The following is a 12,421-nucleotide window of genomic DNA, read 5'->3' on the forward strand; positions in this document are numbered from 1 at the left end:
GTTCCGGCGCGTACGGTCGTACACTTGTCGATCCGGTAGTGGCCGGTCGTTTCCCCCCACCGGGGGTGGCGGCCGGCCCTTTCGTCCCTCCGGGGACGTCCCCACGGAGGTGGATGGATGACCAGCAGCATCCCCGCAGTCGGCACCCGCACGGCCGAAGCCGCGACCCTCCAGGCCGTCTTCCTCGACCTGGACGGCACCCTCGTCGACACCGAAGGCTTCTGGTGGGAGGCCGAGGCGGAGGTCTTCGCCCGGCTCGGCCACGTCCTCGACGACAGTCACCGGGAGGTCGTCGTCGGCGGCCCGATGTCCCGCAGCGCCGGCTATCTGCTGCGCGCGACCGGCGCCGACATCGGCCTGACGGAGCTGAGCACCCTGCTCAACGAGGCGTTCGTGGCCCGCATCGGCCGCGGCGTCCCGCTGATGCCGGGCGCCCGCCGGCTGCTGTCCGAGCTGGCCGCGCACCGCGTACCCACCGCGCTGGTCTCCGCCTCGCACCGGACCATCATCGAGCAGATGCTGCACTCCCTCGGCCCGGAGAACTTCCACCTCACCGTCGCCGGTGACGACCTGATGCGGACCAAGCCGCACCCGGACCCGTATCTGACCGCCGCCGCCCGGCTGGGCGTCGACCCGACCCGGTGCGCCGTCGTCGAGGACACCCTCACCGGGGTGCGGGCGGCGGAGGCGGCCGGCTGCCGGGTGGTCGCGGTGCCCTCCGTGACCCCGATCCCGCCGGCACCCGGACGGAGCGTGGTCGGCTCCCTCGAAGAAGTCGATCTTCCCTTTCTCCAGGCCCTCATCACGGAAAGCAAAGGAACCGTGCACTGAGCGTACTGCGCGTATTGCCCGGAAACTCACGGCAGCGATCCGCTTATTTTCCGTGACGAATACCCGGGGAATTCCGGGGGCGCGCGAGGCGCTAGGATGCGTGACGTTTCTCACGTGCCGGGCCGTCGACAGGGGGCTCGACGGGTGATCCAGGGGGCCCCGTCGGTGGTTTCTACGGGGGTAAGTGTCCGGATTGATGGGGCAACGCGCAATACGTTCCGCCGCCCGGATATCGATCACGCTGTTCCCGTTATCCCACCGCCCTATCGATGTAACTTCCGTACGTCGATGAGCCGCTGGCGGTGCCTACTAATCTCGACGCGAGCAACACCTCTGCGCTGATAAGGAACCTGCCGACGATGAATCGCAAGACCCTGGTGCTGCCGGCGCTGGCCGGTCTCCTCGCCCCGGCTCTGGCCGCTTGCGGCAACGGCGACGGCGCGGGCTCGGGCGGCTCGCCGATCGTCGTCGGCGTCGCCTCGCAGATCGAGGCCACCAAGGCGGCGCCCGCGCCGCTGGATCCCGCGCAGGCGTACGACGTCGACGCCTGGAACGTGTTGCGCAGCACCTTCCAGACGCTGATGCGGCTGCCTCGTACCGGCACCGCCGTGGTGCCCGAGGCCGCCGAGTCCTGCGGCTTCCGCGACACCCAGAACGAGCAGTACCGCTGCACACTGCGCAGCGGCCTGAAGTTCTCCAACGGCCACGACCTGACCGCGCAGGACGTGAAGTTCTCCATCGACCGGATGCGGGCCATCAACTACACCAACGGCCCGGTGTCGCTGCTCGACAGCGTCGACCGGGTCGAGACGCCCAGCAACCGCGAGGTGGTCTTCCACCTCACCAAGCCGGACGCCACCTTCCCGCAGAAGCTCGCCACCCCCGCCGCGGCCATCGTCGACAGCCAGGTGTACCCCAAGAACAGCCTCTACAAGGGCTGGGAGACGGCCGGCTCGGGCCCGTACACCGTCAAGACCGAGCACCGCGGCGACCGCCTCACCAAAGCCGTCTTCACCAAGAACCCCGAGTACAAGGGCGGGCTGCCGGTGAAGAACGACTCCGTCGAGATGCGGTTCTTCGACGACCCCGCGGACATGGACGCCGCCCTCCGCAAGGGCGACATCGACCTGCTGACCCGCGGCCTGACGCCCGACCAGGTCAAGGGCCTGCAGAACTCCCAGGACAAACACCTGGTGGTCCAGGAGATGCCCGGCCAGGAGATCCGCTACATCGCCTTCGACACCAAGGACCCGGCCGTCTCCAACAAGGCCGTCCGGCAGGCGATCGCACAGGTCGTCAACCGCTCCCAGCTGATGCGCGACGTCTACTCCTACACCGGCGACCCGCTCTACTCGCTCGTCCCCACCGGCCTCTCCGGCCACATCAACTCCTTCTACACCAAGTACGGCAGCACCCCCGACGTCGCCGCCGCCAAGCAGACCCTGCAGCAGGCGAACATCACCACCCCCGTGAAGTTCACCCTGACCTACAGCAAGTACCACTACGGGCCCAACACGGCCAAGGAGTTCGCCGCCCTCCAGAAGCAGCTCAACAGCACCAAGCTGTTCGACGTCAGCATCAAGGGCATCGACCGCTGGCAGCAGTTCCGCACCGACGCGTCCAGCGGCAAGTACACCGCGTACGGCATGGGTTGGTTCGCCGACATCCCCGACGCGGACAACTACATCGCGCCGTTCGTCGGCAAGGGGAACTTCCTCAACTCCCCGTACCGCAACGAGAAGATCGAGTCGCAGCTGATCCCCGGCACCCGGCAGCAGACCGACCGCAACGCCGCCGGGGCCGGCTTCAAGCAGGCCCAGGACATCCTCGCCGACGACGTACCGGTCCTCCCGCTGTGGCAGAGCAAGCAGTACGTCGCCGCCCGCGACAACATCACCGGCGTCGAGTGGGCCCTCAACTCCTCCTCGGCGCTGCAGCTCTGGGAGCTGGGCCGCGGTGTCTCCAGCTGACCGCCCGCCCCTCCCGGCACCGTCCCCCGCCACGGCAGCCCGCCGCGGCCCGACCGGCACCACCAGAACGTGAGGAACCACCGAGTGAAGCGTGACCAGTGGCTGTCCGCCCCGATCGGAGCGGGACTGGCGACAGTCCTGCTCGCGGTCGCCGGGTGCGGCACGGACACCTCGCAGTCGTCCGGCCACGGCGAGCCCGTCGTCATGGGCACGACCGACAAGGTCAAGGCCACCGACCCAGCCTCGGGCTACGACCCCGGCTCCTGGCTGCTGTTCAACAACGTCTTCCAGTCACTGCTCAGTTTCCCCAAGGGCCAGACGACCCCGGAACCGGAGGCCGCCGAGAGCTGCGGCTTCACCGGCTCCGACAGCAAGGTCTACCGCTGCACCCTCAAGGACGGCCTGACCTTCAGCAACGGCGACAAGCTCACCTCACAGGACGTCAAGTTCTCCTTCGACCGCATCCGGCGGATCAAGGACAAGGACGGCCCCGCCGTGATGTTCGCCGCCCTGGACAACGTCGAGACCCCGGACGCCAAGACGGTGGTCTTCCACCTCAGCACGCCCGACGCCACCTTCCCCATGAAGATCGCCTCGGGCGCCGGCTCCATCGTCGACCACACCGCCTACCCCGCCGACCGGCTGCGCACCGACGGCAAGGCCGTCGGCTCCGGCGTCTACACCCTCGACTCCTACGGCCCCGACCAGGCCAAATTCTCTGTCAACGCGTCCTACAAGGGCCCCGCCAAGACCAAGAACTCCGGGATGACCCTGAAGTTCTTCAACGGCCCCCAGCCGCTCCGCAAGGCCGTCGAGGGCGGCAAGGTGGACCTCGCCTACCGCGGTCTGGCCATGAAGGACATCGCCGCGCTCGACAAGGCCTCCCGCGACCAGCAGCACGGCACCCAGGTCGTCGAGGGCGGCAGTGCCGAGGTCATGCACCTGGTCTTCAACCTCAAGGACCCGGTCGCCGGCAAGCTCGGCGTCCGCAAGGCCGTCGCCTACCTCCTGGACCGCTCCACCCTCGTCCGGGACGTCTACCAGCGCACCGCCGAACCCCTCTACTCGGTCGTCCCGGCCGGCATCACCGGCCACAACACCGCCTTCTTCAACACCTACGGCGACCGCCCGCAGCCCGACAAGGCCGCCGCCGCGCTGCACGACGCCGGCCTCCAGGGCAAGGTCCCGCTCACCCTCTGGGCCACCCCCGACCGCTTCGGCCCCGGCACCGTCGCCGCCGTCCAGGAAATCGCCCAACAGCTCAACGCCAGCGGCCTGTTCGACGCCAAGGTGCGCAGCGTGCCCACCGGCGACTACGACCAGGGCGTGGCCGCCGGCCGCTTCGGCGTCTACGTCAAGGGCTGGATACCCGACTACCCGGACCCGGACAACTTCACCCAGCCGTTCTTCGGCAAGGACAGCGTGCTGGCCAACAACTACAGCTCGCCGGAGATCACCGGCCGGCTGCTGCCGCAGACCGCCGACCAGCCCAACCGCGGCGCCACCAAGGCCGCCTTCCGCGAACTCCAGGACATCATCGCCAAGGACCTGCCGGTCATCCCGATCTGGCAGGGCAAGCAGTACGCGGTCGCCCGCCAGGGCGTCTCCGGCCTGGAATGGACCCTGGACTCCTCGACCGTCTTCCGCTTCTGGGAGATCGGCAAGTCCGCCGACGCCTGAGCCGGCCGGACGGAAGCACACCACGACGGCGGGGCCGGTCCGGGACACCCCGGACCGGCCCCGCCGCCGCATCGGCCGCCGCGCCTACTGGGCGCCCGGCCGCACCAGCCCGCTCTCGTACGCGTAGACCGCCGCCTGCACCCGGTCCCGCAGCCCCAGCTTCGTCAGCACATGCCCGACATGCGTCTTGACCGTCGTCTCGCTGACGAACAGATCCGCCGCGATCTCCGCGTTCGACAACCCGCGGGCCACCAGCTTCAGCACCTCCACCTCCCGCTCGGTGAGCGTGTGGAGGGTGTCCGGCACCTGCTCCTCGCCCGACGGCAGATGCCCGGCGTACTTGTCCAGCAGCCGCCGGGTGATGCTCGGCGCGAGCATCGCCTCGCCCGCCGCCACCACCCGGATCGCCTGCACCAGCTCATGGGCCGGGGCGTCCTTCAGCAGGAAGCCGCTGGCCCCGGCCCGCAGCGCCTCGACGACGTACTCGTCCAGGTCGAACGTGGTCAGCACCAGCACCTTCGCCGGACCGTCCTTCGCCGGGCCGGTGATCTGCCGGGTCGCCTCGACCCCGTCCATCCGCGGCATCCGGATGTCCATCAGCACCACATCGGGCTGCAGCGCCCGCACCTGCTCCAGTGCCTGGAGCCCGTCGCCCGCCTCGCCGACGACCGCCAGATCCTGCTCGGCCTCCAGAATCATCCGGAAGCCCGTACGCAGCAGGGGCTGGTCGTCGACCAGCAGGACGCGGATGGCCACAACAAGCTCTCCTTCGGCGGGGCGAGATCTCCTCGATCCGCTCCATTCTGCCCTGCGGACCCTCCCGACCGTCCGCCGGGCACACCGACTGTGTCTCCGGGGGGCAGGCCATGGCCCCCCGCCCCGGGGCCCTGGCCGGATCAAACGCCGCCGCTCACCGGCAACGGCTGTGCCTTCCGGGGGCCAACCCCCGGACCCCCGGCCGGATCAAACGCCGCCGCTCACCGGCAACGGGTACACCGGGGGAGTGCCGCCGAATTCCGGGCAGTGCGCCTGGTGGTCGCACCAACCGCACAGCTTCGTCGGCCGCGGCCGCCAGTCGCCGGTCTCCGTCGCCTGCCGGATCGCCTCCCACAGCGCCAGCAACTTCCGCTCCACGCCCCGCAGATCACGCTCGTCCGGGTCGTACGTCAGCACCTCGCCGCTGCCCAGATACACCAGTTGGAGCCGGCGCGGCACCACACCCCGCAACCGCCATATCACCAGCGCGTAGAACTTCATCTGGAACAGCGCGCCCTCGGCGAACTGCGGCCGCGGCGCCTTGCCGGTCTTGTAGTCCACCAGCCGGACCTCGCCCGTCGGCGCCACGTCGACCCGGTCGATGAACCCCCGAAGCCGCAGCCCGGAATCCAGCACCGTCTCCACATACAGCTCGCGGTCGGCCGGCTCCAGCCGCGTCGGATCCTCCAGCGTGAACCACCGCTCCACCAGCGCCTCGGCCTCCGCCAGCCACTGCCCCAGCTGCGCCCCGTCCGCGTCCTGCGCGAACAGCTCGGCCAACTCCGGGCGCTTGGCCAGCAGCTTCTCCCACTCCACCGGCACCAGCGCGCGGGCCCCGGCGGCCGTGCGCTCCACCGCGGGGGCGTCGAAGAGCCGCTCCAGCACCGCGTGCACCACCGTGCCCCGGGTCGCCGCCGGGCTCGGCTTCTCCGGCAGCTTGTCGATCACGCGGAAGCGGTAGAGCAGCGGGCACTGCATGAAATCGCTCGCCCGCGACGGCGACAACGCCACCGGCGGCCGCGCCCCGCCCTGCGCCGGCACCCCGGCCGCCGGCCCCGCATCCTGCGCCGGCACCGCGGCCGCCACCGGCCCCGGCCCGTCACCCGGCGCGTCCGCCTCGGTCTTCTCCGTGCTCCATCCCATGCCACAGAACCCTACGGCCCGCCACTGACAATCGCCGAAGCGTCACCGGTGGTGAGACCGCCGCCCGGCCGCACCCGCGGCGGCTCGCGGCCGGAAGCTCCGCATACCATCGACGTCGGGCACCTTTGCCCTGCATGATCGAGTTGTCAGACAGTGCAGGTGCCGAAGCCGTATTCAACGAGGGGACGCCGTGGACGAGAGCGGGAAGCCGCAGGACCCCCAGGAGTCCGGGCAGGACCGGCCGCCCCGGCCGACGGAGCACGCCCCCGACGGACCCCCACCCCAGCCGCCGGCCCCGCCGGCCCGCCCCCAGGGCACCGGCCGGGACCGCCCCGAGCGCAAGGCCCCCGGCGGCGGCATCCTCATGGGCCGCCCCTTCGGCGTACCCGTCTACGTCGCACCCAGCTGGTTCCTGGTCGCCGCCCTGATCACCTGGGTCTTCGGCGGCCAGCTGGACCGGGTCCTGCCCGAGCTCGGCGCCGCCCGCTACCTCGTCTCCCTCTTCTTCGCGGTCGCCTTCTACGCCTCCGTACTCGTCCACGAACTCGCGCACACCGTCGCCGCGCTGCGCTTCCGGCTTCCCGTCCGCCGCATCCAGCTCCAGTTCTTCGGCGGCGTCTCCGAGATAGAGAAGGAGACCGAGAGCCCCGGCCGGGAGTTCGTCCTGGCCTTCGTCGGCCCGCTCCTCTCCCTCGTCCTCGCCGGCGTCTTCTACGTCGGCATGAAGCTCGTCGAGCCCGGCACCGTCCCCGGCGTCCTGCTCGCCGGCCTGATGATCTCCAACCTCATCGTCGCCGTCTTCAACCTCCTCCCCGGCCTCCCGCTGGACGGCGGCCGGATGCTGCGCGCCGTCGTCTGGAAGCTCACCGGCAAGCCGATGAGCGGCACCATCGCCGCCGCCTGGGTCGGCCGCGCGCTGGCCGTCACCGTCCTCATCGGCCTGCCGCTGCTCACCCACACCGGCGCCCTCGGCCGCGCCCCCGAGGAGATCGGCGGCGCCGACTCGCTCACCGACGCCCTGCTCGCCGCGATCCTCGCCGCCATCATCTGGACCGGCGCCGGCAACAGCCTCCGCATGGCCCGCCTGCGCGAACGCCTCCCCGACCTCACCGCCCGTACGCTCACCCGCCGCGCCATCCCCGTCGAGAACGACACCCCGCTCTCCGAGGCGCTGCGCCGCGCCGACGACGCCGGCGCCCGCGCCCTGGTCGTCGTCGACCGCCAGGGATTCCCCACCGCCCTGGTCCGCGAGGCCGCCATCGTCGGCATCCCCGACCACCGCCGCCCCTGGGTCACCGTCGGCGCCCTCGCCCAGGACCTCAAGGACGGCATGCGGGTCGCCGCCGAACTCGCCGGCGAGGACCTCCTGGACCACCTCCGCGCCACCCCCGCCACGGAATACCTCGTCGTCGAACCCGCCGGCGAGATCTACGGCGTCCTGTCCACCGCCGACGTGGAACGCGCCTTCGTCGCCGCCATGGCCCGCACCCCCTGACCAGCCGCCCCGGGGCCCGCCCCCGTTCGACCGGCCTCTTTTCCGGGCCGCCCCGCCGCCCCTGGTACGGCACACGCCAAACGGCCGGTAGGCTGGTCACATGTCCGAACCGACCGGTGCCGCCCGCCGTCGCGGGCCCTTCAAGGTCGGGGACCAGGTCCAGCTCACCGACCCCAAGGGACGCCACTACACCTTCACGCTCGAAGAGGGCAAGAGCTTCCACACCCACAAGGGAGCCTTCCCCCACGACGAGCTGATCGGCGCGCCCGAGGGCAGTGTTGTCCGTACCACCGGAAACGTCGCCTACCTCGCGCTGCGTCCCCTGCTCCCCGACTACGTCCTGTCCATGCCCCGCGGCGCCGCCGTGGTCTACCCCAAGGACGCGGGGCAGATCCTGGCGATGGCCGACATCTTCCCCGGCGCCCGCGTCGTCGAGGCGGGGGTGGGCTCCGGCTCGCTCAGCAGCTTCCTGCTGCGCGCCATCGGCGACGACGGCATGCTGCACTCCTACGAGCGCCGCGCCGACTTCGCCGAGATCGCCACCCAGAACGTGGAGCGCTACTTCGGCGGCCCGCACCCCGCCTGGACGCTCACCGTCGGCGACCTCCAGGACAACCTCTCCGACACCGACGTCGACCGCGTCATCCTGGACATGCTCGCCCCCTGGGAGTGCCTGGAGGCCGTCTCCAAGGCCCTGGTGCCCGGCGGCATCCTCTGCGCCTACGTGGCGACGACGACGCAGCTGGCCCGCACCGTGGAGGCGATCCGCGAACACGGCACCTTCAACGAGCCGTCGGCCTGGGAGACCATGGTCCGCACCTGGCACGTCGAGGGCCTCGCCGTCCGCCCCGACCACCGCATGATCGGCCACACCGGCTTCCTGCTGACCGCCCGCCGCCTGGCCGACGGTGTGGAGCCCCCGCTGCGCCGCCGCCGGCCCGCCAAGGGCGCCTACGGCGAGGACTACACCGGTCCGGGGCGCGAGCAGGCCACGCCCGGCGGGCGGGAGAAGCGCGTCACCGGCAAGCCCGACGGCGCCGCCGCGACCGACCTCACCGCCGACCTCGCCGACGGCTCGCCCGAGCACGGCTGACCCCGCCCGGCAGCCACCGAACCGACCGGCGCCGCCGACGAGTTCCCCTTCACGGGAACCGCCGGCGGCGCCGCTTCGTTCCCCCTGCGGGCAGGCGCGGAAAACTCCGTAAACTCCGTCCCCGCCGGTTCCTTGCCGCCGCCCGCTGTGGAACGATGCTGGCCACTCCCACCGCCACAGCACCTCACAGGAGTTACCCCACGTGCAGCCCTTGGCAGGCCAGGACCTGTTGCACACCCAGCCCCACCCCATGCACTGGCTCGCCACGGCCACCGCCATCTCGGCGGTGATCGCGGTCTCGTCCCTCCTGCAACCCGCCGGCGCCCTCGCCACCACCACCGGCCCGTCGTCCCCCGAGGCCGCCCCGGGCACCGCCGCCCCCGACCCGAGCCGGGTCGCCTTCCCGGTGAACTGCGGCCCCAACCGCCTCGACGTGGTCCGCAAGGTCTCCGGCGACCTCGACGGCACCGGCGGCACCCAGACCGTCGCCGTGGTCCGCTGCCACAGCGAGGCCGGCACCCCGCCCAGCGGCGTCTACGTCCTCGCCCAGCCCCCCGGCCCCAAGGCCGCGCCCCGCGTCGTGGCGACCCTCCTGGCGCCCTCCCAGCGCCTCTCCGTCCAGGACATCACCCTCGACGGCCGCGTCGTCTCCGCGACCCTCCAGGGCTACTCCTCACCCGACGTACCGCGCTACATGCCGGACGTGCACAAGACCCTCAAGTGGCAATGGCAGGGCGGGAAGTTCGTCCAGAGCGAACTCCCCGCCCATACCGCAACAGACGGTGCCTGACTCCTCACACGCCGTGCGTGCGTCCGGTGTTCCGCTACGCCGCGCCTACGCCGTATCTACGCCGCGTCCGCGCCACGTCCACGGCGCGGGCGCGGCCCGTCACTCCGCGTCCGGCCCGTAGACCTCGACGAGATCCGTGACCCGGCGCACGTGGATGCACTCGCCGGGGCACTCCTTGGCCGAGTCCCGCACGTCGTTGAGCAGCGGCAACGGCACGCGCGTTGTGGCGCCCTTCTCCTGCAGCAGTTCGTCGTCGGGGCTCTTGACATACGCCAGCCCGTCGATGTCCAGCTCGAAGACCTCCGGCGCGTACTGCGCGCAGATCCCGTCCCCGGTGCACAGGTCCTGGTCGATCCAGACTTCCAGCTCCGGTGCTTCGTCCTGCGCGGTCATCTCGCCTGCCGTTCCTGCGTACGTGAACCGTTTTTGTCTAAGTGGCGCCAGCCCTGACGGGTGTTGACCGACTCGACGATACAACCGGTCGCTTTCCGATGTTGTTGGGTGGGTATTCCCCTGGCGTGAGGACGTGCGCAAGGGTGAAGATCGGACACACCCCGACAGTCTTTTCGATCTAGGGGTTTCAACCTGCACCGGCCCAGGTAGGGTCTGGAAGCGTCCAGCTCCTTGGAGGAGGTGAGGACCGTGGCAGCCCACGACGACGACATCAACCGCGGCATCCGGCCGGGGCGCGGGTCTGAAGATCCAGCCGGTCAGGTTGCCTATCTTGAGCAGGAGATCGCCGTCCTGCGACGCAAGCTCGCCGACTCTCCGCGGCACACGAGGATTCTCGAAGAGCGGATCGTCGAGCTGCAGACCAACCTGGCCGGCGTCTCCGCCCAGAACGAACGCCTCGCCAACACGCTCCGCGAGGCCCGCGACCAGATCGTCGCCCTCAAGGAGGAGGTCGACCGGCTCGCACAGCCCCCGGCCGGCTTCGGAGTCTTCCTGCAGGCGAACGACGACGGCACCGTCGACATCTTCACCGGGGGCCGCAAGCTCCGGGTGAACGTCAGCCCCAGCGTCGAGGCCGACGACCTCCGGCGCGGCCAAGAGGTGATGCTCAACGAAGCACTCAACGTGGTCGCGGCCATGGAGTTCGAGAGCGCCGGCGACATCGTCACCCTCAAGGAGATCCTCGAGGACGGCGAGCGCGCGCTGGTCATCGGGCACACCGACGAGGAGCGGGTGGTGCGGCTCGCCGAGCCCCTGCTGGACATCACCATCCGCCCCGGCGACGCCCTGCTCCTCGACTCCCGCTCCGGCTACGTCTACGAGGTCATCCCCAAGAGCGAGGTCGAGGAACTGGTCCTCGAAGAGGTCCCGGACATCGACTACACCAAGATCGGTGGTCTGAGCGGCCAGATCGAGCAGATCCGCGACGCGGTCGAGCTCCCCTACCTCTACCCCGACCTCTTCAAGGAGCACGAACTCCGCCCGCCCAAGGGCGTCTTGCTCTACGGCCCCCCCGGCTGCGGCAAGACCCTCATCGCCAAGGCGGTCGCCAACTCCCTTGCCAAGAAGGTCGCCGAGGTCACCGGGCAGCCCGCCGGGAAGAGCTTCTTCCTCAACATCAAGGGCCCCGAGCTGCTCAACAAATACGTCGGCGAAACCGAGCGGCACATCCGCCTCGTCTTCCAACGCGCCCGCGAGAAGGCGAGCGAGGGCACACCCGTCATCGTCTTCTTCGACGAGATGGACTCGCTCTTCCGCACCCGCGGATCCGGAGTCAGCTCGGACGTGGAGAACACCATCGTCCCCCAGCTGCTCTCCGAGATCGACGGCGTCGAGGGCCTGGAGAACGTCATCGTCATCGGCGCCTCGAACCGCGAGGACATGATCGACCCGGCGATCCTGCGCCCCGGCCGCCTCGACGTGAAAATCAAGATCGAGCGTCCGGACGCGGAGGCCGCCAAGGACATCTTCTCGAAGTACCTCACGGAAAACCTCCCGCTGCACGCCGACGATCTCGCCGAACACGGAAATTCCCGCAAGGCGGCGGTCAGCGGAATGATCCAGTCGGTCGTCGAGCAGATGTACGCGGAATCCGAGGAAAACCGCTTCCTGGAGGTCACCTACGCCAATGGCGACAAGGAAGTCCTCTACTTCAAGGACTTCAACTCCGGCGCGATGATCGAGAACATCGTCGGCCGCGCCAAGAAGATGGCCATCAAGGCGTTCCTCGAGCACAATCAGAAAGGTCTGCGGGTCTCCCACCTCCTCCAGGCATGCGTGGACGAGTTCAAGGAGAACGAGGACCTGCCCAACACCACCAACCCGGACGACTGGGCCCGGATCTCCGGAAAGAAGGGCGAGCGGATCGTCTACATCCGCACCCTCGTCACCGGAAAGCAGGGCGCGGACACCGGCCGCTCCATCGACACGGTGGCGAATACCGGCCAATACCTGTAACACCGCTCGCCGGCTGCGGATGTCCTGCACGGGGCGTCCGCAGCCGGACGCTTTTCCGGGGGCGGCCCACCGCCCCGGCGAACCGGCGACGGAACAGGGAAAACCGGACTGGAGCAATGACTGTAATGATCTCCCCAGCGCCGCAAAGGCGTTCTAGGCTCTTCGGTACCGCTGCGTCCCACTGTGCGGGCGCGGGGACCGGACACGGACCGGAAGCGCAGCGGTTGAGGAGCGCCCGCCCCACCCTGGGGCGC

Annotated in this window: 10 protein-coding genes; 7 read left to right on the plus strand and 3 right to left on the minus strand. The window is 70.2% G+C overall.

The window, feature by feature from the left end; all coding sequences use genetic code 11:
• The first annotated feature begins 117 nt into the window (after window positions 1–117).
• The 3 genes from ACRAS8_RS28330 to ACRAS8_RS28340 all read left to right on the plus strand — a co-directional run bounded on the left by ACRAS8_RS28330 (window position 118) and on the right by ACRAS8_RS28340 (window position 4,481).
• Entirely contained in the window at window positions 118–831 is a 714-nt protein-coding gene (locus ACRAS8_RS28330) for an HAD family hydrolase (RefSeq protein ID WP_438488822.1), read from the plus strand.
• 359 nt (window positions 832–1,190) lie between these two features.
• On the plus strand, window positions 1,191–2,801 hold the full coding sequence (locus ACRAS8_RS28335) for an ABC transporter substrate-binding protein (protein WP_438488823.1): 1,611 nt from the start codon (window positions 1,191–1,193) through the stop codon (window positions 2,799–2,801).
• Window positions 2,802–2,885: 84 nt separating this feature from the next.
• Entirely contained in the window at window positions 2,886–4,481 is a 1,596-nt protein-coding gene (locus ACRAS8_RS28340) for an ABC transporter substrate-binding protein (RefSeq protein WP_438488824.1), read from the plus strand.
• An 84-nt stretch (window positions 4,482–4,565) separates the two neighbouring features.
• Here ACRAS8_RS28340 and ACRAS8_RS28345 read toward each other — a convergent pair whose 3' ends face one another.
• Both ACRAS8_RS28345 and ACRAS8_RS28350 read right to left on the minus strand, forming a co-directional pair.
• Window positions 4,566–5,237: a response regulator gene (locus ACRAS8_RS28345; protein ID WP_438488825.1), complete on the minus strand. Its 672-nt coding sequence runs from the start codon at window positions 5,235–5,237 to the stop codon at window positions 4,566–4,568.
• Between the two features lie 207 nt (window positions 5,238–5,444).
• Window positions 5,445–6,380 (minus strand): RecB family exonuclease, encoded by a 936-nt coding sequence (locus tag ACRAS8_RS28350; RefSeq protein WP_438488826.1) that lies wholly within the window; start codon window positions 6,378–6,380, stop codon window positions 5,445–5,447.
• A gap of 190 nt (window positions 6,381–6,570) precedes the next feature.
• Between ACRAS8_RS28350 and ACRAS8_RS28355 the strand changes: the two genes are divergently transcribed.
• The 3 genes from ACRAS8_RS28355 to ACRAS8_RS28365 all read left to right on the plus strand — a co-directional run bounded on the left by ACRAS8_RS28355 (window position 6,571) and on the right by ACRAS8_RS28365 (window position 9,758).
• Window positions 6,571–7,875 (plus strand): site-2 protease family protein, encoded by a 1,305-nt coding sequence (locus ACRAS8_RS28355; RefSeq protein ID WP_438488827.1) that lies wholly within the window; start codon window positions 6,571–6,573, stop codon window positions 7,873–7,875.
• 100 nt (window positions 7,876–7,975) lie between these two features.
• Window positions 7,976–8,968, plus strand: coding sequence for a tRNA (adenine-N1)-methyltransferase (locus ACRAS8_RS28360; RefSeq protein WP_438488828.1), 993 nt, complete (start codon window positions 7,976–7,978; stop codon window positions 8,966–8,968).
• Between the two features lie 202 nt (window positions 8,969–9,170).
• Window positions 9,171–9,758 (plus strand): hypothetical protein, encoded by a 588-nt coding sequence (locus tag ACRAS8_RS28365; RefSeq protein WP_438488829.1) that lies wholly within the window; start codon window positions 9,171–9,173, stop codon window positions 9,756–9,758.
• Window positions 9,759–9,857: 99 nt separating this feature from the next.
• Here the strand turns inward: ACRAS8_RS28365 and ACRAS8_RS28370 are convergent, their stop codons facing one another.
• Window positions 9,858–10,151 carry a ferredoxin gene (locus ACRAS8_RS28370; protein ID WP_221908577.1) on the minus strand — a complete coding sequence of 98 codons (294 nt, stop codon included), beginning with the start codon at window positions 10,149–10,151 and terminating at the stop codon, window positions 9,858–9,860.
• Window positions 10,152–10,400: 249 nt separating this feature from the next.
• On the opposite strand from ACRAS8_RS28370, the gene arc reads away from it, so the two are divergent.
• Window positions 10,401–12,167: a proteasome ATPase gene (gene arc / locus ACRAS8_RS28375; RefSeq protein ID WP_438488830.1), complete on the plus strand. Its 1,767-nt coding sequence runs from the start codon at window positions 10,401–10,403 to the stop codon at window positions 12,165–12,167.
• Window positions 12,168–12,421 lie beyond the last annotated feature (254 nt).

Origin of the sequence: Streptomyces sp. S186, from assembly GCF_051603415.1 — a bacterium.
In the GTDB taxonomy this organism is placed as follows: Bacteria; Actinomycetota; Actinomycetes; order Streptomycetales; family Streptomycetaceae; genus Streptomyces.

Excerpts from the sequence above, each read along its gene's own strand:
- ACRAS8_RS28330 (WP_438488822.1), top strand. The coding sequence starts at position 118 with ATGACCAGCAGCATCCCCGCAGTCGGCACCCGCACGGCCGAAGCCGCG.
- ACRAS8_RS28360 (WP_438488828.1), top strand. The coding sequence starts at position 7,976 with ATGTCCGAACCGACCGGTGCCGCCCGCCGTCGCGGGCCCTTCAAGGTC.
- ACRAS8_RS28335 (WP_438488823.1), top strand. The coding sequence starts at position 1,191 with ATGAATCGCAAGACCCTGGTGCTGCCGGCGCTGGCCGGTCTCCTCGCC.
- ACRAS8_RS28350 (WP_438488826.1), bottom strand. The coding sequence starts at position 6,380 with ATGGGATGGAGCACGGAGAAGACCGAGGCGGACGCGCCGGGTGACGGG.
- ACRAS8_RS28370 (WP_221908577.1), bottom strand. The coding sequence starts at position 10,151 with ATGACCGCGCAGGACGAAGCACCGGAGCTGGAAGTCTGGATCGACCAG.